Annotated in this window: 26 protein-coding genes; 8 read left to right on the forward strand and 18 right to left on the reverse strand. The window is 67.5% G+C overall.

The genetic code is table 11. The annotated features are described in order from the left end of the window. Positions 1-47: 47 nt before the first annotated feature. Entirely contained in the window at positions 48-689 is a 642-nt protein-coding gene (locus ACFO6Q_RS18775; protein WP_380022656.1) for a TetR/AcrR family transcriptional regulator, read from the forward strand. Between the two features lie 107 nt (positions 690-796). Next, positions 797-1,060, forward strand: a complete 264-nt coding sequence (locus ACFO6Q_RS18780) for a GlsB/YeaQ/YmgE family stress response membrane protein (RefSeq protein ID WP_380022657.1) — start codon at positions 797-799, stop codon at positions 1,058-1,060. Between the two features lie 54 nt (positions 1,061-1,114). Here the strand turns inward: ACFO6Q_RS18780 and ACFO6Q_RS18785 are convergent, their stop codons facing one another. After that, entirely contained in the window at positions 1,115-1,654 is a 540-nt protein-coding gene (locus tag ACFO6Q_RS18785; protein WP_380022658.1) for a peptidylprolyl isomerase, read from the reverse strand. Positions 1,655-1,821: 167 nt separating this feature from the next. On the opposite strand from ACFO6Q_RS18785, the gene ACFO6Q_RS18790 reads away from it, so the two are divergent. The 6 genes from ACFO6Q_RS18790 (at position 1,822) to ACFO6Q_RS18815 (ending at position 10,097) form a co-directional block, all read left to right on the forward strand. Then, positions 1,822-4,020, forward strand: coding sequence for a pilin (locus tag ACFO6Q_RS18790; RefSeq protein ID WP_380022659.1), 2,199 nt, complete (start codon positions 1,822-1,824; stop codon positions 4,018-4,020). A gap of 102 nt (positions 4,021-4,122) precedes the next feature. After that, positions 4,123-5,955 (forward strand): translational GTPase TypA, encoded by a 1,833-nt coding sequence (gene typA / locus ACFO6Q_RS18795; protein ID WP_380022660.1) that lies wholly within the window; start codon positions 4,123-4,125, stop codon positions 5,953-5,955. A gap of 34 nt (positions 5,956-5,989) precedes the next feature. Further along, complete coding sequence (locus ACFO6Q_RS18800) at positions 5,990-6,718, forward strand: DUF4241 domain-containing protein (RefSeq protein ID WP_380022661.1); 729 nt, start codon at positions 5,990-5,992, stop codon at positions 6,716-6,718. Between the two features lie 64 nt (positions 6,719-6,782). Further along, a complete protein-coding gene (locus ACFO6Q_RS18805; protein ID WP_380022662.1) occupies positions 6,783-7,784 on the forward strand; it encodes a hypothetical protein in 1,002 nt (333 codons plus the stop codon). A 484-nt stretch (positions 7,785-8,268) separates the two neighbouring features. Next, positions 8,269-9,636, forward strand: coding sequence for a phosphatase domain-containing protein (locus ACFO6Q_RS18810; protein WP_380022663.1), 1,368 nt, complete (start codon positions 8,269-8,271; stop codon positions 9,634-9,636). Positions 9,637-9,692: 56 nt separating this feature from the next. Further along, entirely contained in the window at positions 9,693-10,097 is a 405-nt protein-coding gene (locus ACFO6Q_RS18815; protein WP_380022664.1) for a hypothetical protein, read from the forward strand. Between the two features lie 39 nt (positions 10,098-10,136). Here the strand turns inward: ACFO6Q_RS18815 and ACFO6Q_RS18820 are convergent, their stop codons facing one another. The 17 genes from ACFO6Q_RS18820 to rplE all read right to left on the reverse strand — a co-directional run bounded on the left by ACFO6Q_RS18820 (position 10,137) and on the right by rplE (position 21,826). Then, positions 10,137-11,525 (reverse strand): class II 3-deoxy-7-phosphoheptulonate synthase, encoded by a 1,389-nt coding sequence (locus tag ACFO6Q_RS18820; protein ID WP_380022665.1) that lies wholly within the window; start codon positions 11,523-11,525, stop codon positions 10,137-10,139. A gap of 102 nt (positions 11,526-11,627) precedes the next feature. Then, positions 11,628-12,131 carry a disulfide bond formation protein B gene (locus ACFO6Q_RS18825; RefSeq protein ID WP_380022701.1) on the reverse strand — a complete coding sequence of 168 codons (504 nt, stop codon included), beginning with the start codon at positions 12,129-12,131 and terminating at the stop codon, positions 11,628-11,630. A gap of 49 nt (positions 12,132-12,180) precedes the next feature. Further along, positions 12,181-13,464, reverse strand: a complete 1,284-nt coding sequence (locus ACFO6Q_RS18830; RefSeq protein ID WP_380022666.1) for a Dol-P-Glc:Glc(2)Man(9)GlcNAc(2)-PP-Dol alpha-1,2-glucosyltransferase — start codon at positions 13,462-13,464, stop codon at positions 12,181-12,183. A 41-nt stretch (positions 13,465-13,505) separates the two neighbouring features. Next, entirely contained in the window at positions 13,506-13,895 is a 390-nt protein-coding gene (rplQ, locus tag ACFO6Q_RS18835; protein ID WP_380022667.1) for a 50S ribosomal protein L17, read from the reverse strand. A gap of 201 nt (positions 13,896-14,096) precedes the next feature. After that, positions 14,097-15,095, reverse strand: a complete 999-nt coding sequence (locus tag ACFO6Q_RS18840; RefSeq protein ID WP_380022668.1) for a DNA-directed RNA polymerase subunit alpha — start codon at positions 15,093-15,095, stop codon at positions 14,097-14,099. Positions 15,096-15,171: 76 nt separating this feature from the next. Next, complete coding sequence (gene rpsD, locus ACFO6Q_RS18845) at positions 15,172-15,804, reverse strand: 30S ribosomal protein S4 (protein ID WP_380022669.1); 633 nt, start codon at positions 15,802-15,804, stop codon at positions 15,172-15,174. 13 nt (positions 15,805-15,817) lie between these two features. Then, a complete protein-coding gene (gene rpsK / locus ACFO6Q_RS18850; protein ID WP_291184965.1) occupies positions 15,818-16,210 on the reverse strand; it encodes a 30S ribosomal protein S11 in 393 nt (130 codons plus the stop codon). 150 nt (positions 16,211-16,360) lie between these two features. Beyond that, complete coding sequence (rpsM, locus tag ACFO6Q_RS18855; RefSeq protein WP_380022671.1) at positions 16,361-16,717, reverse strand: 30S ribosomal protein S13; 357 nt, start codon at positions 16,715-16,717, stop codon at positions 16,361-16,363. Positions 16,718-16,829: 112 nt separating this feature from the next. After that, positions 16,830-18,122, reverse strand: a complete 1,293-nt coding sequence (gene secY / locus ACFO6Q_RS18860; RefSeq protein ID WP_380022703.1) for a preprotein translocase subunit SecY — start codon at positions 18,120-18,122, stop codon at positions 16,830-16,832. Between the two features lie 25 nt (positions 18,123-18,147). Then, complete coding sequence (rplO, locus tag ACFO6Q_RS18865) at positions 18,148-18,582, reverse strand: 50S ribosomal protein L15 (RefSeq protein WP_380022672.1); 435 nt, start codon at positions 18,580-18,582, stop codon at positions 18,148-18,150. 43 nt (positions 18,583-18,625) lie between these two features. Further along, positions 18,626-18,835 (reverse strand): 50S ribosomal protein L30, encoded by a 210-nt coding sequence (gene rpmD, locus ACFO6Q_RS18870; RefSeq protein ID WP_380022674.1) that lies wholly within the window; start codon positions 18,833-18,835, stop codon positions 18,626-18,628. Next, positions 18,828-19,340 carry a 30S ribosomal protein S5 gene (rpsE, locus tag ACFO6Q_RS18875; protein WP_380022675.1) on the reverse strand — a complete coding sequence of 171 codons (513 nt, stop codon included), beginning with the start codon at positions 19,338-19,340 and terminating at the stop codon, positions 18,828-18,830. The genes rpmD and rpsE overlap by 8 nt, the downstream gene beginning before the upstream one ends. Before the next feature lie 152 nt (positions 19,341-19,492). Then, positions 19,493-19,846 (reverse strand): 50S ribosomal protein L18, encoded by a 354-nt coding sequence (rplR, locus tag ACFO6Q_RS18880; protein ID WP_380022704.1) that lies wholly within the window; start codon positions 19,844-19,846, stop codon positions 19,493-19,495. A 92-nt stretch (positions 19,847-19,938) separates the two neighbouring features. Further along, the gene (gene rplF / locus ACFO6Q_RS18885; protein ID WP_380022677.1) at positions 19,939-20,466 is read right to left on the reverse strand and encodes a 50S ribosomal protein L6; all 528 of its coding nucleotides are present in this window, start codon (positions 20,464-20,466) and stop codon (positions 19,939-19,941) included. A 21-nt stretch (positions 20,467-20,487) separates the two neighbouring features. Next, positions 20,488-20,883 carry a 30S ribosomal protein S8 gene (gene rpsH / locus ACFO6Q_RS18890; RefSeq protein ID WP_380022679.1) on the reverse strand — a complete coding sequence of 132 codons (396 nt, stop codon included), beginning with the start codon at positions 20,881-20,883 and terminating at the stop codon, positions 20,488-20,490. Between the two features lie 77 nt (positions 20,884-20,960). After that, entirely contained in the window at positions 20,961-21,266 is a 306-nt protein-coding gene (rpsN, locus tag ACFO6Q_RS18895) for a 30S ribosomal protein S14 (RefSeq protein ID WP_380022680.1), read from the reverse strand. A 17-nt stretch (positions 21,267-21,283) separates the two neighbouring features. Beyond that, positions 21,284-21,826: a 50S ribosomal protein L5 gene (gene rplE / locus ACFO6Q_RS18900; protein WP_380022682.1), complete on the reverse strand. Its 543-nt coding sequence runs from the start codon at positions 21,824-21,826 to the stop codon at positions 21,284-21,286. Positions 21,827-21,830: the final 4 nt, after the last annotated feature.

Here is a 21,830-nt window from a genome sequence, read left to right on the forward strand (position 1 = left end):
TAGCGCTCGATGTTGACGCTGTCAACATCACTCCCTACCCTGTCGCAATGGCCCGCAAGACCGCAAAACCCGCCGCGCGCCGCGACGAGGACACGACCTACCACCACGGCGACCTGCGCAAGGCGCTGCTCGAGGCCGCCGCCGCCCTGCTCGCCGCCGAGGGTGCCGGCGCCGTCGGCATGCGCGAGATCGCGCGCCGCGCCGGCGTCTCGCACGCCGCGCCGTATCGCCACTACGCCAGTCGCGAGGCCCTGCTCGCCGATCTCGCGCGCAGCGGCTTCGAGCGGCTGAACCGGCGCTTCGCCGCCCTGCCCGCCCCCGGTGAGCCCGAGCGGCGCTTCGTGGAGATGGCGCGCGCCTACGTGCGCTTCGCGCTCGACGAGCCGGAAACCTGGCGCCTGATGTTCGGCGAAACGGTCGACAAGCAGGACTATCCGGACCTCATGTACGCCTCCGGCCTCGCCTTCGACACGCTGCGCCAGGTCGTGCAGGCACTCGGCGTGGCCGCGCCGGCGACGCTGGAATCGCTCGCCGCGTGGGCGATGGCGCACGGCGTCGCGCGGCTGGTGCTCGACCACCGCATCGACGCGCATCTGGACGTGCGCGTCGACCCCGACGAACTGGTCGTGCGCGCGGCGGAAGTCTTCATCGCCGGCGTGCGCTCGCCGCGCGCCGGACGCGGACGCTGACGCGTTCGCCCGAAGCATTCGTCCACAAACGTCTACATCTCGCCGTCTACATCTCGTCGCATCGTCTGCGCTACAGTGTGGCGGCGTGCCCATCATGAGGAGGTTGTATGTCTTGGTTGTGGATGTTCATCGTCGGCCTCGTCGTCGGCGTCGTCGCGAAGTTCCTGATGCCGGGCAAGGACCCGGGCGGCTTCATCATCACCGCGATCCTCGGCATCGCCGGCATGTTCCTCGGCGGCTACCTGAGCCATCTCATCTTCGGCACCGCCGGGCCGGGCGGCGAGATCCAGCCCGCCGGCTTCATCGGCGGCGTGATCGGTTCGCTGATCCTGCTCGCCATCTACCGCGTCGTCCGCCGCAACGCCGGCTGACCGGCTTTCCCGCGACGCTCCGCCTTGCGCGGAGCGTCGTTCGGCCGGGGGTGCTCAGCCCGCCGCCTTGGCCTTGAATCCGGCCGCGTCCGCCGCCGCATTCCACTGATCGACCCGCCCCTTCTGCTGCGCCAGCAGCGCCGCGGTGTCGCCCTCGATGGTGATCGATTCGATCTTGTCGCCGACGCGCACCTGGTCGACCACCGCCTTGTCGCTGGCATCGACCACCACGCCGAACACGGTGTGCTTGCCGTCCAGCCACGACGTCGCCGTGTGCGTGATGAAGAACTGGCTGCCGTTGGTGCCGGGGCCGGCGTTGGCCATCGACAGGATGCCGCCGCGGTCGTGCTTGAGCGCCGGCCGGATCTCGTCTTCGAACTTGTAGCCGGGGCCGCCGGTGCCGCTGCCGTGCGGGCAGCCGCCCTGGATCATGAAGTCCGAGATCACGCGATGGAAATTGAGCCCGTCGTAGTAGCCGCGCTGGACCAGGTTGACGAAGCTCGCCACCGTGACCGGGGTCTGATCGGCGAACAGGCGGACGCGGATCCTGCCGCGCGAAGTCTGGATGTTGGCGACCAGGTCGTTGCTGCTCATGGCGTGGGAACTCCGGGAAAAAGGGCAGCGATGATAGCCCAGCGGCACGCCGGGCGGACCCGCGCGATTTCGGCTACCTTTGCGCGGGGATCCGCAATCGCCAAGCCGCCGCCGAACCGCGCGTTCGATGCGGGCGGCTGGCCCGTACGACAAGGAAGGAGTCCACGATGTCCCGATCGCCGTTCGTCCGCCGCGCGCTCGCGCTCGGCCTCGCCGCCGGCCTGCTGGCCGCCTGCTCGAAGGAAACGACGACACCCGTCGCCGCGCTCGACGGCGCCGCCAGGGAGCGCGCCGCCGCCATCGCACGGCCGGCCTGGCTGCGCGACCGCCTGCCCGACCACACCGTGGCCTATCTGCGCGTGCCGTCGATCTGGGGCTGGCTGTCGGCACCGAACGGCCGTGTGCTCGATGCGGCGCTGGCCAGCCAGGCGCACGTCGACGCGATCCGTGCGCTGCGCCAGGCCGTGCGCGAGGACAAGCTGATCGCCGACAGCGGCATGGCGCCGATGCTCGGCCTGCTGCTGGCCGACCTCGACTCGCCGGTCGAGATCGCCGTCGTCGACAACGGCGAGGTCGCCAACCCGACCAGCAACGTCTTCGCCAGCGTGCAGTTCGACGTCGCCGACGTGGCGGCGATGAACGCGCGCATCGCCGCGCTGGCCAAGGACGCGCCCGTGCTGAAGGCGCCGCTCGACGCGGACGGCCGCGGCGAGCTGGCGCAGAAGGGTTTCGTCCGTTTCGATGCCGCGAACCGCCGCCTGTTCGTGTTCGCCGGCATGTCCGCCTCGGCCAGCGGCCTGGACACGCTGATCGGGCAGACCGCGCAGACGCGCCCGGCCGAGATGGCGGCGAGCGAACGCGAGGTCGACGCGTCCGGCCAGGGGCTGTTCTTCTGGCTCAAGCTCAAAGGCATCAACGGCATGGCCGGCGCCTACCTGCCGCAGGACGCCAGCAGTGCGCTGGTGCGCGATTTCGTGCAGAAATCGGAGAGCGTCGCCGGCGGCTGGGGCACCGTCGACGGCCACGGCCGGCTGCAACTGCGCCTGCGCGCCCCGCAGGCGCGCCTGCTCGGCTACTTCGCACCGAACGCGCCGCTGCCGGCGCTGAAGACCGCCGGTGCGCCGCAGTGGGCGGCCAGCCTGCACCTGCCCGACGCGCAGCAGTGGCAGCAGCTGGTCGATCAGCTCGACACCGACTTCGGCCCCGGCACGCGCGCGAAATTCGACGCGGCGAAGAGCGACGCCACCGCCAAGCTCGGCATCGATCCGCTCGAGCTGCTGCGCCGGATCGGCCCGGCCGTGGTCGCCTTCGAGGACGACGCCGGCTCGTACAGCGCGCTGCAGGTGAGTGACCGCGCGGCGCTCTACCAGCTGCTGGAACAGCTCGGCGGCAAGCGCGGCTGGCGCCACGACACGATCCGCTCCGGCACCACCGACGTGCACCACCTGCACATCCCGGGCACCGACCTCGACGGCGCATCGGCAACCCCGGCCGACGCGCAGTCGTCGGCCTGGATGCGCCTGTACGCACGCCTGGGTTCGCACCTGTACTGGGTCGAGGACGGCGACTGGCTGGTATTCGGCTCGGTGCCGCAGGCGCTGGCCGATCGCGCCGCGGCACGGCCGGCGACCGATCTGGCCGGCTGGCAGAAGGGCCAGGGCTACGACGCTCCGGGCAGCCTGCTCGGCGTCACCGCACTCACGCGCGGCGCGCAGCGCACCGGCTACTACGCCTATCTCGGCGGCCTGCAGCTGGTCGCCGACGCCGTCGGCGCCAAGCCGGACCTGGCCAGCCTGCCGAGCGCGAGCGAACTGAAGCTGCCGCTGCAGGGCGCCGTCGGCATCGCGCTGGAAGCGCGGCCGGACTTCCTCGGGCTGAGCCTGCAGTACGACGCCACCCCGCTCGACGCCCTCAGCGGCGGCGGCTCGATGACCACCGTCGCCGCGGCGGCGATCGTCGCCGCGGTCGCGCTGCCGGCCTACCAGGACTACACCGCGCGGGCGCAGGTCGCGAGCGTGGTCGCGGCGACCGGCGAGCTGAAGACCTATCTTGCCGAGCACTACATCGCGCGCGGCAATTTTCCCGATTCGCTGGACGAAGCGGACGTGGGCGAGACGGAACTGGGCGAAATATCGAAGTACCTGGAGAACTTCTGGATCGAGGACGGCACGATCGTGTTGCAGTTCGGTGACGAGGCGACGGCCGGTCTGAAGGAACAGACGCTGACGCTGACCCCGTACCAGCTCGGCACGGGCGTGGTCTGGCGCTGCGGCAACGGCGCCGTCGACGACGCGGCGCAGCCGCTGTCCGGCCCCGAAACGGCGACCACGGTGCCGGACAAGCTGCTGCCGGCCGCCTGTCGCTGAACGGCGTGGCGCGCGCATGCTGCGGCGCAGCGCCACACACCGTATAATCGGCGTCCTTTCCTCACCTTCCAGGCGGCGCTCCAGCGGGCGGCGCCCATTCGCATGTCCATCGAAAACCTGCGCAACATCGCCATCGTCGCCCACGTCGACCACGGCAAGACCACCCTCGTCGACCAGCTGCTGAAGCAGTCCGGCACGTTCAACGAACGCACGGTCCTGGCCGAGCGCGTGATGGACTCCAACGACCAGGAGAAGGAACGCGGCATCACCATCCTGTCGAAGAACACCGCGATCACCTGGAACGGCAACCGCATCAACATCGTCGACACGCCCGGACACGCCGACTTCGGCGGCGAGGTCGAGCGCGTGCTGTCGATGGTCGACTCGGTGCTGCTGCTGGTCGACGCGATGGACGGCCCGATGCCGCAGACGCGCTTCGTCACGCAGAAGGCGTTCCAGATGGGCTTCCGCCCGATCGTCGTGATCAACAAGGTCGACCGTCCCGGCGCGCGTCCGGACTGGGTGCTGAACCAGACCTTCGACCTGTTCGACCGCCTCGGCGCGACCAACGAGCAGCTCGACTTCCCGGTCATCTACGCCTCCGGCCTCAACGGCTACGCCGGCCTCGACGAGAACGTGCGCTCGGGCGACATGACGCCGCTGTACGAGGCGATCATGCAGCACGTGCCCAAGCCGCCGGTCGACGCCGACGGCTCGTTCCAGATGCGCATCAGCCAGCTGGACTATTCCAACTACGTCGGCCTGATCGGCATCGGCCGCGTGCAGCGCGGCAAGGTGCGCACCAACATGCCGGTCACCGTGCTCGACCGCGAAGGCAAGAAGCGCAACGCCAAGGTGCTGCAGGTTCTCGGCTTCATGGGCCTGGAGCGCCGCGAGGTCGAGGAGGCCGAGGCCGGCGACATCATCGCGATCAACGGCATCGAGGGCCTGGGCATTTCCGACACGATCTGCGCGCCGGAAGCGCCGGAACAGCTGCCGGTGCTGACCGTCGACGAGCCGACGATCAGCATGACCTTCCAGGTCAACAATTCGCCGTTCGCCGGGCAGAAGGAACACAGCGGCGGCAAGTTCCTGACCAGCCGCCAGATTCGCGACCGCCTGCTGCGCGAGACGCTGCACAACGTCGCGCTGAAGGTCGAGGAGACCGAGGATCCGGACAAGTTCAAGGTGTCCGGACGCGGCGAGCTGCACCTGTCGGTGCTGATCGAGACGATGCGCCGCGAAGGCTACGAGCTGGCCGTGTCGCGGCCGGAAGTCATCATCAAGGAAATCGACGGCGTGCTGAGCGAGCCGATCGAGCAGCTCGTCGTTGACATGGAAGAACAGTTCCAGGGCGGCGTGATGGAGCGCCTGGGCCAGCGCAAGGGCCAGCTCAAGAACATGGAACCGGACGGCAAGGGCCGCGTGCGCCTGGAATACCTGATCCCCGCGCGCGGGCTGATCGGCTTCCAGACCGAATTCCGCACGATCACCGCCGGCACCGGCCTGCTGTTCCACGTGTTCGACCACTACGGCCCGAAGGCCGAAGGTGCGATCGCCAAGCGTCCGAACGGCGTGATGATCTCCAACGGCCAGGGCCCGGCTCCGGCCTATGCGCTGGTCGGTCTGCAGGAGCGCGGACGCCTGCTGGTCAGTGAAGGCGACGAGATCTACGAGGGCCAGCTGGTCGGCATCCACGCCAAGGACAACGACCTCACCGTCAACGCACTGCGCGCCAAGCAGCTGACCAACATCCGCGCCGCCGGCAAGGACGACAACGTGCAGCTGACGCCGCCGATCCGCATGTCGCTGGAGCAGGCGCTGGAGTTCATCGAGGACGACGAGCTGGTCGAGGTCACGCCGAAGGCGATCCGCCTGCGCAAGAAGTTCCTGACCGAAAGCGATCGCAAGAGGGCGTCGCGCCAGGCCGCCTGAGGCAGCGCCGCCCCCTGCGGGGCGGCCGACGCCGATGAAATACCTGTTCGCGCTGGTTCTCCTGCTCACGGTCGCATCCTGCGGCCGTCAGCAGGCGCCGGCGGCGGGCAGCGAAGCCCAATCCCTCACCGAGACGCTCGATCACCCCGTCTTCGACGAGGCGTTCACCGCCGGCTTCACGCTCACGCAGAACGGGACCACGTTCGTCTTCCGCACGGAAGACGTCGGCCGCATCGATCTTCCGAGCGGCCGGCTCGCGGCGTTCGATCCGTTCGTTGCATTCGAAGCCGAACCTTTCGACAAGGCGTTGCCGCGCGGCTCGTTCCCGCTGCGGTTCGCGATCGCGCGCAGCGGAGACGACGAACGCATCGCGCTGGCGAAGATCGCCTTTTCCGAGGCGCGCATCGCGCGCTGGGAACTGGCACTGGTCAAGGGTCAGGATCCGGCTGCGCTGAAGCCGGGCGAGTTCTTCGGCTACGGCGTCGACAGCGGCACCGGTTCGTTCATGGACGAGGCCGCCATGCGCGCCTACGCCGCACGCCTGCAGCACGACGGCGAGAAATTCTCCGATCAACTGATCGAGTCGATGGAAAAGACCTACCGGCACACGCGGTCGTGGCTGCTGCTGCCGACCGAGCGCGGCACCGTGGCGCTGTTCTCCTCCGGCTACGGTGATGGAACCTACGCCACGTATTTCGCCTACGATGCGCAGCAGAACATCGTCGCTGCCATCACCGATTTCGGCGTGGTCGCGTGGCGATAGATCGCCCGGACGCGAACCTGCGATCGACGCGCCGCGGGCCGGATGCGTCTTCGAGGAAGGGATCATGAAACCGAACATTCCGCATGCAGGCCCCACTGAACGCACGCGCGCGGCGCTCCGCACGGCCGCGCTCGCCTGCGCCCTGGCCTTTCTGACCAGCGGCTGCGCTAGCGCGCCTGCCCCGCGTCCGCCGGCCTCTCCGCTGCTGGAAGCCGCCTCCGGCCTGTTCTACCTCGACCCGAGCAAGCGCGAGCGCTCGCAGACCGACGTGCTCGGCTCGTTCGTCCTGCTCGGCGCGCTCACCGACAAGTACGACCGTTCCGGCGGCTGCCAGAGCCCGGAATGCAAGCGCGACTTCGCCGACGCGCTGCGCACCCTGGGCCTGGCCTATTCGCGCCTCGGCCTGCATCGCCTCTCGCTGCGCTACTACGAGATGGCGCTCGCCAACGACGCCGATTCGGCGCAGAGCCACGCCGACGTCGCTGCCGAACAGCTGGCGCTGGGCCGCGACGACGCGGCGCTGGAATCGACCGCGGGCGCGCTGCAACGCGCGAGCGACGACGCCGAGATCGAGCACCAGGCGGCCAACGTGTACCTGCTGACCGACCGGCCGCAGGACGCCGTGCGGCACGCTGAAGCCTGCCTCCGGCTCACCGCGCGCGCGCGCCTGGCGCAGTACTGCGCGACCACGCTGGCGGTAGCCAAATTGCGCGGCGGCAGCGACAGCCTGTTGCTGCCGCTGATCGAAGCCAAGGGCTGGCCCGGGCCGCTGCTGCTGTTCGTCCGCGGCGAGATCGACGAAGCGACCCTGGCGCGCCTCACCACACTCGCCACGGATCCGGCCGACCGGCGCGAGCGCCTGAGCGAGGCGCTCTACTACGCCGGCGAAGTCGCCTTCGCGCGCAACCAGCCCGAGCTGGCGCTGCGCTACTTCCGCGCCAACCAGGCGATGAAGGTCGAGGGCTACTGGGAAACGATGGCCGCGCGACGGCGGATCGTGCAGCTGCACGGCAACTCCGACGAGCCCGAACCCGAAGTTCCGGTCAACCACGTCCCGCTCGGCTGAGGCCTGCGCGCACCCCGGAGTCACCCTCGCCTGCCGGCCCGCGGCAGCAGGCGCGCTCCTTCGTTCGCGCGAGCAATCGATCCTCGCCGCACCCATCGTGTTCCTTGCCGCGCCGCGCTTCTTCGCGCGATGCGACCCTGCGCATCCGGCGCTGCCGTGCCGGGCGGCGCAACGCGCACGGACGAAATCGCAAGAAAATAATTTTTCATTTGTGTACTAAGTAGTATTTCACACTTTGTGCACAATGCCGAAGCTTGAATGAAGACCGAGTTCCAGACCGTCGATTGAACTCACGACTGCTTGAAAGAGCGGAGTCTGCAGTCTTTCGCCAGTCGGACGACGTTCGGCCGCCGCAACGGCGGGCGCGATGGTTTCGCCCAGTGGAAGCCCTGTCCGGCGCCGGCGACGGCGCTGCGGGGAAGGCTTGCGCATGGCGGGACCCGCGGCCCGCTGCGGCGCTCTTCCATTCGACCGGTGCGATGCCATGGATCACGCCCAGCGACCTCCCGCTCCGCCGGACGGCGCGCAAAATCCGCGACACGCGAACGCGATCCTGTCGCTGGAATCCTACGGCGTCGCGTTCGGCCAGCGCGTGATCCTCGCCGAGATCGACTTCGCATTGCCGCCGCGCGGCGTCACGGGGGTGATGGGCCCGTCCGGCACCGGCAAGTCCACCCTGCTGCGTTCGCTCGCCGGCCTCAACGTCTCGAACTCGCGCTTCCACAGCTGGGGCCGCGCGGAATTCGCCGGCGCCGTGCTCGGCGCGGGTCACGTGCCGTCGCTGGTGCTGCAGGATCCCCAGCATCTGGGCACCTCGGTGCTGGAGGCGCTGGCCGGCGGCCTGCGCAGCGCGGTGCCTGGTCTTTCGCCGCTGGAACTGCGCCATCGCGCCGCCGCGGAACTGGAGCGCCTGGCCTGCGGCGACCTCGTCGCGTGGCTCGACCGCACCGTGATCGACCTGCCGGTCGGCGACCGGCGGCGCGTGGCGATCCTGCGCGAGGCCGTGGCGTCGCCGCCGCTGCTGATGATCGACGAACCCACCACCGGCCTCGACGACGATTCCAGCGCACCCGTGCTCGAGCTCGTGCGCATGCTCGGACGCGAGCGCTGCGTGCTGGTCGTGCTGCACAACCAGCAGCACGCACGCGCGGTCGCCGAACGGATCCTGCTGCTCGCCGGCGGCCGCATCCAGGCCGACGCGGACGTGACGACGTTCTTCGAGCAGCCTCCCACGCCGCTGGCCGAGCACTTCGTGCGCACCGGCAGCTGCGACGTGCCGTCGCCGGATGCGCAGCCGGAAGACCTCGCCGAAGACGCCGCCGCGCCGCCGCCGCTGCCGCTGGCGGCGCAGATCGCGGTGCGCGCCGAAGCCGAGTACCGCGGGCCGCGCGGATTCAAGTGGATCGTGCCGGGCCGCGTCGGCAGCACGCCGCTGCCGGGGGCGGTGGTCGACATCGAGCACGACCTCGCCAGCCTGCGCGTGGTCGGCGTCACCTCGCTGATCACGCTGACGCGGCGCGACCTGCCGCAGGAATCGCTGCGCCGCCACGGCCTGCGCAACCTGCACCTGCCGATCTACGACCGCGACGCGCCGGCACCATGGCAGATGCGCATGCTCGCGCGCCGCATGACGACGATGCTCGATCGCGGCGAGGTGCTCGCCGTGCATTGCCGCGCCGGCATCGGCCGCACCGGCACGATCCTGGCCGGCTGGCTGATCGCCGAGGGCCTGACCGCCGACGCCGCACTCGATCGCATCCGCCGCATCGATCCCGCCTTCGTGCAGACCGACGAGCAGGAGGCATTCCTGCACGCGTTCGAAGCCCACCTGCTTTCCATCACCCCGGCGTGAGCCGGAAGCCGCGCACGCGGCACCTTTCCCCCCAACCACTTGGAGAAGCCACGTCCATGAGTATCGAAGCCGCGCTGAGTAAATCGATGGGAACCGTTCCGGAGTGCGTCGCCGGCGGCGTCGTCGACCTTGCATCGGGCATGCTTCTGGCGATCAAGACGGTCGACTCGCATCCGCGCGAAGTCATCGACCTGCTCGCCGCCGCCACGACCGACATGTTCGCCGGGCCGAACGTCATGACGATCGAAAAGCTGTTCAAGCGCGCGCGCGGCATCAAGGAAGACGACCACCACTACTTCCAGGAGCTGCTGGTGAACAGCGACAACCTGATCCACGTCTTCCTGCGCGGCAAGCGCTTCGCCGACTACGTGGTCGTGTTCGTCTGCCGCAAGTCGGCCAATCTCGGCATGGTGCTGACCAAGGCGCGCATCAGCCTGCCGGACATCGAGGCGGCGATCTGAGCGTTTCGAAGCCACGGGCGTGCCCGTGGCTTCGCGGCGTCAGCGCGGCGCCTGCAGGCCGCCGCGCTTGCGCACGATCAGCATGGCCAGTTCGAGCGACTGCTCGTAGTTCAGGCGCGGATCGACCTGCGACTTGTACGCACGCGCGAGGTCGGCTTCGGTCAGGTCGCGGGCGCCGCCGAGGCACTCGGTGACGTTCTCGCCGGTCAGCTCCAGATGCACGCCGCCCAGGCGCGTGCCGACCGCGGCGTGCACGTCGAAGGCGTGGTCGAGTTCGGCGCGGATGTTCTGGAAGCGGCGCGTCTTGACCCCGCCGCCGACCGTTTCGGTGTTGCCGTGCATCGGATCGCAGATCCACAGCGGCTTGCGTCCGCTCGCCTTCAGCGCGGCCAGCAGCGGCGGCAGCGCCTTCTCGATCTTCTCCGCACCCATGCGGTGGATCAGGGTCAGGCGTCCCGGCTCGTTGTCCGGGTCGAGCAGCTCGACCAGGCGCAGCAGCTGGTCCGGCGTCACCGACGGACCGATCTTGACCGCGACCGGATTGCGGATGCCGCGGAAGTATTCCACGTGCGCGCCGTCGAGCTGCGCCGTGCGCATGCCGATCCACGGGAAATGCGTGGACAGGTTGAACCAGCCCCAGTGGCGCGGCACCTGCCGCGTCAGGGCCTGCTCGTAGTGCAGCACCAGCGCCTCGTGCGAGGTGTAGAAATCCACGCGCTGGTAGCTGCCGATCGACTCGCCGGCCAGCGTCTCCATGAAGCGCAGCGAGTTGCCGATGGCTTCGACCATCTGGCGGTATTCGCTCTGCAGCGGCGAGTGCTCGACCCAGGCCAGGTCCCAGTATTCGGGGTGATGCAGGTCGGCGAAGCCGCCGTCGATCAGCGCGCGCACGAAGTTCATCGTCATCGCCGAATGCGCGTGGCCGCGCAGCAGGCGCTGCGGATCGGCGCGACGCGACTGCGCGTCGAACGCGACACCGTTGACGAGATCGCCGCGGTAGCACGGCAGGGTCACGCCGTCGCGCGTCTCGGTGTCGGCCGAGCGCGGCTTGGCGTACTGGCCGGCGAAGCGGCCGATGCGCACCACCGGCAGGCGCAGCCCGTGCACCAGCACGAGGCTCATCTGCAGCATGACCTTGAGGCGGTTGGAGATCGGCGGCGAGCTGCAGTCGTCGAAACTCTCGGCGCAGTCGCCGCCCTGCAGCACGAAGCGCTTGCCTTCGGCCGCATCGGCGATCAGCCGCTTGAGCGCCAGGATCTCCCAGGACGTGACCAGCGGCGGCAGCTCGCGCAGCTGCGCCAGCGCCCGTTCGAGTTCCTTCGCATCCGCATACACCGGCTGCTGCTGCTGCGGGCGCTCGTACCAGGACGACGGCGACCAGCCGGCGGCTTCGCGGACGGGACCAATGTTGCGCTCGAGGGACCTCATGGCGATCACGTGGTTGCTGCAGTGCGGAAAACGATCATGCCACAAGGACCGCCGCCGCGCCTACGTCACGAAGCCGGCCCCTCCGAGCCACGCGATACCCGTTCAGCGCCTGCGGAAACCGGCCCAGAGCGCGCCGGCACCGAGCAGCACGTACCAGATCAGCGTCCAGGCCGGCATGGTCAGGCCGAGGAAGGTCCAGCCGATCTCGCCGCAGTCGCCGGTCGCCATGAAGGCCTTCTTGATCGCCTCGGCGATCGGGAACGAATCCATCAGGTAGTTGAGCCCCGGACCGCAGCCGTCCATCAGCGGATCCTTCGGCGAGAACTGCACGATCAGGTGGCGGATCGCGACGACCGCACCGACCGCCGATGCGATCGCGACCAGGATCGCGTAGACGCGGCGGCCGACCGCGCCCGGGCCGTGCGCGGCGCCGGCCAGGAAGAACACCGCCATCGCCAGGAACGCCACGCGCTGGAAGATGCACTTCGGGCAGGGCTCCAGGCCCATCTGGAACTGCTCGTAGAACGCGTAGGCGAGCAGTGCGGCACAGGCCAGTGCGCCGAACAGGAACTGCATTCGAAACGGCCACGCGAAAGGACGAAGGATGCTCACGGAGACTCTCGGCTGTTGTCGGAAGGGATTCTCGCCGGGCACGCTACAGGAAGAACTTCCATCGCAACGTCCCCTGCACGACCAGGACCGTGACCGCCAGCCAGAGCGCAAAGTTCGCCCATTCGACGAAGCGGCCGCGCATCGGCCGGAACGCGAGCCAGAACGCCAGCGGAATCAGGGCGTAGCGCTGCTCGATCAGCCACGACAGCGAGAGGAATCCGATCGAGAACGGCACCAGCCAGTACGCTTCGCGCGGCCGCAGCCGCGTCGACATCCAGCCGGTCACGCCGAGGGTGGCGACCAGGGCGGTCCAGGCGCGCGTCATCGGATCGGTCGACGCGGCCATCACCAGCCCGTTGCGCAGGAACCATTCCGGCATGACGGCATTGTCGCGATGGTCGGCCTGGTATCCCCACCAGAACGCCGCGAACACCAGCAGCGGCACGATGGCGAGCCAGGGGTGGCGACGCACCAGGACAGGAAATTCGGCCAGCCCCGCGGCGACGTGCAGCGGAAACAGCGCCCCCATGAGGAATAGCAGGCAGAACACGTTGCCGGCGTGCAGGGTCAGGTCCGGATGGGCGACCGGCCGGTTCAGCGAGATCGAGCCGTTCCACAGCCAGTACACGAAGAACGCGGCCAGCGGAACGAGGTACGGCAGCGTACGCGCGAGCACGCCGCGCCAGGCTGCGATTCCGCCTTCGCGCAGCAGCGGCCAGGCGACGAGCCAGGCCAGGAACACCGTCCACAGCACGTTGTTCTGGCGCACGCCCAGCGCCACCAGCAAGATCGCGGCGGACCACCAGTGGCGGCCGTTGAACGTCGCGACGGCGGCCCAGAGGATCAGCGCGAGGGAAAGGACGTCGGTATAGACGACGAAGAACAGCGATGCCAGCAGCGGGAGCACGGCGAACTGCATCGAGGCCAGCGACTGGGTGCCCGGATGGAGCGTGCGACGGAGCGCGTAGAAGCCCGCGATGGCGATCACGCCGAACAGCGCGTTCACCGCGCGGGCGTCACCGACGGTGTGCCCGCCGAACAGTGCCATGAGCGCGGCGGAGGCCGCGTGGTAGCCGGGCGTGGTGGTCAGGAAATCGCTGGCGATCCGGAAGACTCCCTGCCGGAACAGGTCGATCTGCGGGAAGTGCACCAGCTCGTCGGCGTACGGCGTGACGCCGCGCATCGCGACCCAGGTCGCGACCAGGTACAGCGCAGCCAGGAGCAGCCAGAGGAGCCGCGTGGGCCAGCGCCCGGAGAAGGACACCGGGCGCGGGACCGACGCCGGTTCGCCACCGGCGTCGACGCTGCGGTCGCCCGTCGGCGTCATCGGAAATTCCGAAGCGCTGCGCGGCGACCGGAGGGAGGTTTTTAGCCTTCGGCGGATTCTTCGGCGGCGACGCGCGGGCGGTCGACCAGCTCGACGTACGCCATCGGCGCGTTGTCGCCGACGCGGAAGCCGCACTTCAGCAGGCGCAGATAGCCACCCTTGCGCTCGCGGTAGCGCGGGCCGAGCTCGACGAACAGCTTGCCGACGGCCTGCTTGTCGCGCAGACGCGCGAAGGCGAGACGGCGGTTGGCGACGCTGTCGGTCTTGGCCAGCGTGATCAGCGGCTCGGCGACGCGGCGCAGTTCCTTCGCCTTCGGCAGGGTGGTGCGGATCAGCTCGTGCTTGAACAGGGACGAGGCCATGTTCTTGAACATCGCTTCGCGATGGCTGCTGGTCCGGTTGAACTTGCGGCCGGCTTTCTGGTGACGCATGGGGAATTCCTCTTGTCTCGATTGTTATGAGAAACCGGCGCTTGCGTCCGGATTCCCGCGGTTACCCGCTTATGTCAGCCCTACAAAAGAACGGGCTGTATTTGAAAAGCGCGACCAGGGACGGTCGCTTTGGACTCCGGCGAGGGCATTTCATGCAAACTCGCCGGGGCCCTTACTACTGAGCGATCACGAAGGATCGCGTCAACCCAGCTGCATGCCGTGAACGAGCCCCGGCGGCGGCCAGCTGTCGAGCTTCATGCCGAGCTGCAGGCCGCGCTGATACAGCACGTCCTTGATCTCGGTCAGCGACTTCTTGCCGAGGTTCGGCGTCTTGAGCAGCTCCACCTCGGTCTTCTGCACGAGATCGCCGATGTAGTAGATGCTCTCGGCCTTGAGGCAGTTCGCCGAACGCACGGTCAGTTCCAGATCGTCGATCGGACGCAGCAGCACCGGATCGACGCCGCTCTTGTCGGTCTTCGCATCGGCGCTTTCGCGGCGCGTGAAGTCGCCGAACACGCTGATCTGGTCCTGCAGGATCTCGGCCGCCTTGCGCACGGCTTCTTCCGCGTCGATCGCGCCGTTGGTCTCGACGTCGAGCACGAGCTTGTCGAGGTCGGTGCGCTGCTCGAGGCGCGCGCTGTCGACGTTGTAGGCGACGCGGCGGACCGGGCAGAACGAGGCGTCGAGCTGCAGGCGGCCGATCGGACGCGCTTCCTCGTCCGGCAGGCGACGCGCCGTGGCCGGCTGGTAGCCGACGCCGCGCGCGACCTTCAGGCGCATGTTCAGCGCGATGTCCTTGGTCAGGTGGCAGATCACGTGGTCCGGATTGACGATCTCGACCGTGTGATCGACCTTGATGTCGGCCGCCGTGACGACGCCCTTGCCCTTCTTGCTGAGCGTGAGCGTGGTCTCGTCGTGGCCGTGCATGCGGATGGCGACGTCCTTGAGGTTCAGCAGAACCTCGATGACGTCTTCCTGCAGGCCTTCGAGCGTGGTGTACTCGTGCAGCACGCCGTCGATTTCGACCTCGATGATCGCGCTGCCCGGAATGGAAGACAGCAGCACGCGCCGCAGCGCGTTGCCGAGCGTATGGCCGAAGCCGCGCTCGAGCGGCTCGACCACGACCTTGGCGCGGTCGGTGCCGATACGCTCGACGTTGATGCCGCGCGGACGCAGCACGTTGGTGGACGATCCCGCCATATGACGTTGACTCCAAGAGCCCCGAGAGGGCTCTATATGGTGTTTTTGCCGCGAAAATCCAGCCGCGGCGGGGGTTTTACTTCGAGTAGAGCTCGATGATCAGGCTTTCGTTGATGTCGGACGGCAGGTCCGAGCGCTCGGGCAGCGTCTTGAACAGGCCAGCGCCCTTCTTCGCGTCGACCTCGATCCAGGTCGGCACCAGGTCCATTTCCTGCGAAACGGTCAGCGCTTCCTGCACGCGCAGCTGGCTCTTGGCACGCTCCGACAGCGCGATCTCGTCGCCCGGACGCACCTGATACGACGGCAGGTTCACCTTCTTGCCGTTGACGCGCACCGCGGCGTGCGAAACGAGCTGACGCGCACCGGCGCGGGTGACTGCGAAGCCCATGCGGTAGACGACGTTGTCCAGGCGCGATTCGAGAATGCGCAGCAGGTTCTCGCCGGTGTTGCCCTTCTGGCCCGACGCCTTCTTGTAGTACGAGCTGAACTGGCGCTCGAGCAGGCCGTAGATGCGCTTGACCTTCTGCTTTTCGCGCAGCTGCACCCCGTAGTCGGACAGGCGGCCGCGCTTGGCGCCGGTGGCACCGTGCTGGCCGGGCTTCTGCTCCAGCTTGCACTTGGAGTCGAGCGCGCGGGCCGGGCTCTTGAGGTTGAGGTCGGCGCCTTCGCGACGCGCGAGCTTGCAGGTGGGGCCGAGATAACGTGCCATTCTTGTTTCTTCCTTACACGCGACGCTTTTTGGGCGGACGGCAGCCGTTGTGCGGAATCGGCGTCACGTCGATGATGTTGGTGACCTTGAAGCCCGCGTTGTTCAGCGAACGCACGGCGGACTCGCGACCCGGGCCCGGGCCCTTGATGCGCACTTCGACGGTCTTGATGCCGTAGTCGGCCGCGGCGCGCGCTGCCTTGTCGGCGGCGACCTGCGCGGCGAACGGCGTCGACTTGCGCGATCCGCGGAAACCCGCACCGCCGGCCGTCGCCCACGACAGCGCGTTGCCCTGGCGATCGGTGATCGTGACCACGGTGTTGTTGAAGGAAGCCTGCACGTGGGCGACGGCGTCCGTCACCACGCGCTTGGTCTTCTTCTTTGCCTTGACTGCAACCGGCTTGTTCATAGGTCCGGAGGATCCTCGAAATCTTGCACTTCCACGATCGTCCTGATCGAAAGAAAGACCGACCGTCCTGGTCGGACTTCAGATGGTCTACGGTCGTCCCGACCGGAAAACTCGACCGGCCGTCCCGGCCGGCTTGCCGCCGATGACGTCTTACTTCTTGATCGCGCGACGCGGACCCTTGCGGGTACGAGCGTTGGTGCGCGTACGCTGGCCGCGCAGCGGCAGGCCGCGACGGTGGCGCAGACCACGGTAGGTTCCGAGGTCGATGAGGCGCTTGATCGAGATGCCGACTTCGCGGCGCAGGTCGCCCTCGACGCTGAACTTGGCGATCTCATGGCGCAGCTTGTCGACCTCGGCCTCGGTCAGGTCCTTGATCTTCACCGCCGGATTGACGCCCGCGCCGGCGCAGACTTTCTTCGCGCGCGAACGACCGACACCGAAAATGCTCTGCAGGCCGATCACGACGTGCTTCTGAACCGGCAGATTGACACCCGCAATGCGTGCCATGCTTGTTTGTCTCCAAAAAAACTACTGATTGCGCAGAGAACTTGACATTATATCCGGATTGCCGTTCCCGGGAAACCCCTGTCCCGACAACCCCCTACTGCAGCTTTTCCGCTCAACGGCCGCGCAGATTCGCCTTCTTGAGCAGACTTTCGTACTGGTGCGAGACCAGGTGCGCCTGGATCTGCGCGGTGAAATCCATGACCACGACGACCACGATCAGCAGGGACGTGCCGCCGAAGTAGAACGGCACGTGCCAGGCGTTGCGCAGGATGTCCGGGATCAGGCACACCGCCACCAGGTACAGCGCGCCGGCGCCGGTCAGGCGGGTCAGCACGCCGTCGATGTAGTCCGCGGTCGCCTTGCCCGGGCGCAGGCCCGGAATCAGCGCCCCGGAGCGCTTGAGGTTGTCCGCGGTCTCCTGCGAATTGAACGTCAGCGCCGTGTAGAAGTACGCGAACACGATGATCAGCGCCGCGTAGATCAGCATGTGCAGCGGCTCGCCCGGACCGAGCGAGGACGTCAGCACCTGCAGCCAATGGATCTGGCTGGAGTTGTTGAACCAGGTCGCCGCCGTCGCCGGGAACATCAGCAGCGAGGAGGCGAAGATCGGCGGGATCACGCCGGCCATGTTGATCTTCAGCGGCAGGTGCGAACTCTGGTTCATGTACGCCTTGCCCGCTCCGCCCTGGCGGCGTGCGTAGTTCACGGTGATGCGGCGCTGGCCGCGCTCCATGAACACGACGAACGCGGTCACCGCGAGCACGATCACGAACACGATCAGCACGCGGATGATCGGCATTTCGCCGCTCTGCGCCATGCCCAGGGTGTGCACGACCGCCGCCGGAAGACCGGCGACGATGCCGGCGAATATCAGCAGCGAGATGCCGTTGCCGACGCCGCGCTCGGTGATCTGCTCGCCCAGCCACATCAGGAACATCGTGCCGGCGGTGAGGCCGACGACGGTGGCGAAGATGAAGCCCGGCCCCGGCGAGTACACGATGCCCTGCTGCGTCTGCAGCATGGTGGCGACGCCGAAGGACTGGAACAGCGCCAGCGCCAGCGTGCCGAAGCGCGTGTACATGGTCAGCTTGCGCCGACCCGACTCGCCTTCCTTGCGCAAGGCCTGCCAGCTCGGGATCACCGTGGCGAACATCTGCACGATGATCGACGCCGAGATGTACGGGATGACGCCGAGCGCGAAGATCGAGAAGCGGCTGAGCGCACCGCCCGAGAACATGTTGAACATGTCCAGCAGTCCGCCGCCCTGTTGGATCAGGCGCCCCATCGCTTCCGGGTTGACGCCCGGCACCGGGATGAACGAACCGAGCCGATACACGATCAGCGCGCCGATCACGAACAAGAGCCGCTGCTTCAGCTCGGTCAACTTGCCGAGCGAAGCGAGCATGTTGGACTGCGAAGACGCCACGGTCTTACTCCACGCTGCCGCCAGCGGCCTCGATCGCCGCCTTGGCGCCGGCGGTCACCGCCACGCCCTTGAGCTTGACGGCGCGCTTGATTTCGCCCTTCTTGACGATCTTCGCGCGCTCGGCGCGCGTTTCCACCAGGCCGGCGGCCTTCAGCGCGTCGAAGTCGACGACGTCGGCCTTGACCGAGTCGAGCTTGTACAGCAGCACTTCGCTGACTTCGTGCGCCTTCTTGGAGCGGAAGCCGACTTTCGGCAGGCGGCGCTGCAGCGGCATCTGGCCGCCTTCGAAACCGGCCTTGACCTTGCCCTTGCCCTTGCGCGCGTACTGGCCCTTGTGGCCGCGGCCGGCGGTCTTGCCGAGGCCGGAGCCGATGCCGCGGCCGACGCGGACGCGGTCCTTGCGGGCGCCGGCAGCTGGCTTGAGTGTATTGAGACGCATGACGTAACTCCTGAACGGGTGAGCGCGGCGAGCGCGCCGCTGCTTAAGCGCTTTCTTCGATGCGGACCAGGTAGCTGACCTGGTTGATCAGGCCGCGTACCGACGGCGAATCCTTCAGCTCGCGCACGTCGTTGAGCTTGCGCAGGCCGAGCGCACGCACGCTGATGCGGTGGCGCTCCTGGCAGCTGTTGATGCTCTTGAACAGACGCACGCGGATGGTCTTGCCTTCCGCCGCCTTCTTCGTCTTAGCCATTGCCCAGAACCTCGTCGACCGACTTGCCGCGCTTGGAAGCGATGCGCTCCGGCGACACCATCGCCTGCAGACCGTTGATCGTCGCACGCACCAGATTGATCGGATTGCGCGAACCGACCGCCTTCGCCAGAACGTTCTTGACGCCGACGACCTCGAGCACGGCGCGCATCGCGCCGCCGGCGATCACGCCGGTACCCTCGGACGCCGGCTGCATGAACACCTTCGCCGCGCCGTGGTTGGCCTTGACCGCGTGGAACAGCGTGCCGTTGTTGAGCTGGACCTTGATCATGCCCTTGCGCGCACGCTCCATCGCCTTCGAGATCGCGACCGGCACTTCACGCGCCTTGCCGTAACCGAAGCCGACGCGACCGTCGCCGTCGCCGACCACCGTCAGAGCGGTGAAGCTCATCTGACGGCCGCCCTTGACGGTCTTCGCCACGCGGTTGACCGCGATCAGCTTCTCGAGGAAGCCATCTGCGCTTTCACGTTCGTTGTTGTTCGCCATGTTTCACCTTTGATGCCGCTCCCGTGGGATGCGGACTTCTGCTTGCGGCGATGCCGCTTAGAATTGTGATGTTGCCGTGATCGGCGATTCGTGACCGGAGACTCGACGGAGCAGGCTCGCTGCCGACGAATCCCCCATCAGGTGCCACCGTTTTAGAACTTCAGTCCCGCTTCGCGCGCCGCATCGGCCAGAGCCTGGATGCGACCGTGATAACGGAAACCGGAGCGGTCGAACGCGACCGTTTCGATTCCGGCCTTCAGCGCCGCTTCCGCGACGGCCTTGCCGACGGCAGCCGCAGCCGCCTTGTTCTTGGTGCCCTTCAGGCCTTCGGCCAGCGACTTCTGCACGGTCGAGGCAGCCGCCACGACCTTCTCGCCGTCGGCGCTGAAGACCTGCGCGTAGATGTGCTGCGCGCTGCGATGCACCGAAAGGCGCGGCACGCCGAGCGAACGGATGCGCGCACGGGTGGACTTGGCACGACGCAGTCTTGCGATGTTCTTTTCCACTGTAGTTCTCCGAGAAGCGGATCGGCCGGTTTGCTGCTTCTGGTGGGAAATGCGGCCTGGAATGGCCACTTCCACACGCAGGGGCAACGCACTTACGCCTTCTTGGCTTCCTTCATCGTGATCTGTTCACCCGAGTAACGCACGCCCTTGCCCTTGTAGGGTTCCGGCGGACGGAACGCGCGGATCTTCGCGGCGACTTCGCCGACGCGCTGCTTGTCGGCACCCTTGATGAGGATTTCGGTCTGCGCCGGAACCTCGATCGTGATGCCTTCCGGCGCCTTGAACAGCACCGGGTGCGAAAAACCGAGGCTGAGGTTCAGGTCCTTGCCCTGCAGCGCGGCGCGATAGCCGACGCCGACCAGCTCGAGCTTGCGCGTATAGCCTTCGCTCACGCCCTTGACCATGTTGTTGATCAGCGCGCGCGCGGTACCGGCCATCTTGTGATCGTTGTCGCCCTGCGCCTTCAGCTGGATCTCTCCGCCGTTGATGGCGACGTCGACACCAGCCGGCGCGGCGATCTGGAGGGTGCCCTTCGGGCCCTTCACGGTGATCGCATCGGCCTGCACCTGGCATTCGACGCCTTTCGGCAGTGCGACGGGCTTCTTTCCTACACGTGACATGGCTTTGTCTCTCCCGGAACTTTAGGCGACCAGACCGATGACTTCGCCGCCCAGACCCTGCTTGCGGGCCTGCGCGTCGGTCATGATGCCGGACGAGGTCGAGACGATCGAAATGCCGAGTCCGCCGAGGATCTTCGGCAGCGCGTCCTTGCCGCGGTAGACGCGCAGACCCGAGCGGCTGATGCGCTCGATGCGCTCGATGACCGGCTTGCCTTCGTAATACTTCAGCGCGATTTCGAGCTTCGGCTTGCCGTCCTCGGTGACGGTCTGCACGTCGGAGACGTAGCCTTCGTTCTTCAGCAGGGTCGCGATCGCCTGCTTCACGCGCGACGCCGGCATCGCCACGGTACGCTTGCCCGTGGCCTGCGCGTTGCGGATGCGCGTGAACATGTCGGCGATGGGATCAGTCATGCTCATGATTCATTCCTTCTCTGGCATCGATATCCCGGAACCCGCAGCGCGGATTCCGAAAATTTTTTGTGGGACGGTGACGCTTACCAGCTGGCCTTGCGCAGACCCGGCACGTCGCCGCGCATGGTCGCTTCGCGCAGCTTGTGACGGCCCAGGCCGAACTTGCTGTAGACACCGCGCGGGCGGCCGGTCTGCGCACAGCGATTGCGCTGGCGCGACGGACTCGAATCGCGAGGCAGCTTCTGCAGCTTGGTCGCCGCGGCCAGCTTCTCGTCGTACGAGGCGGTCGAGCTGGAAACGATCTTCTTCAGCTCGGCGCGCTTCGCGGCGTGCTGCTTGACCAGCTTCTCCCGCTTCACGTCGCGGTTGATCATCGAACGCTTTGCCATGATTGGGTCCTGGTCGATCAGTTGCGGAACGGGAACTTGAACGCTTCCAGCAGAGCCTTCGCTTCCTCGTCGGTACGCGCGGTCGTCGTGATGGCGATGTCCATGCCACGCAGCGCGTCGATCTGGTCGAAGTCGATCTCCGGGAAGATGATCTGTTCCTTCAAGCCCATGTTGAAGTTGCCGCGGCCGTCGAACGAACGTCCCGAAATACCGCGGAAGTCGCGCACGCGCGGCAGCGAGATGTTGATCAGGCGATCGAAGAACTCGTACATGCGGGCGCGGCGCAACGTGACCTTGCAGCCGATCGGCCAGTTCTCGCGGATCTTGAACGTCGCATGCGCCTTGCGCGACAGCGTCACGATCGGCTTCTGTCCCGCGATCTTGGCCATGTCGGCGACCGCGTTCTCGAGGATCTTCTTGTTGCCCACGGCCTCGCCCACGCCCATGTTCAGCGTGATCTTGGTCAGGCGCGGGACCTGCATCGGGTTGGCGTAGCCGAAACGCTCGACGAGCTTCGGCACGACCTGTTCCTTGTAGATTGTTTCAAGACGCGTCGTCATTGCA

The organism is Dokdonella ginsengisoli (assembly GCF_042652785.1).
In the GTDB taxonomy this organism is placed as follows: domain Bacteria; phylum Pseudomonadota; class Gammaproteobacteria; order Xanthomonadales; family Rhodanobacteraceae; genus Dokdonella_A; species Dokdonella_A ginsengisoli.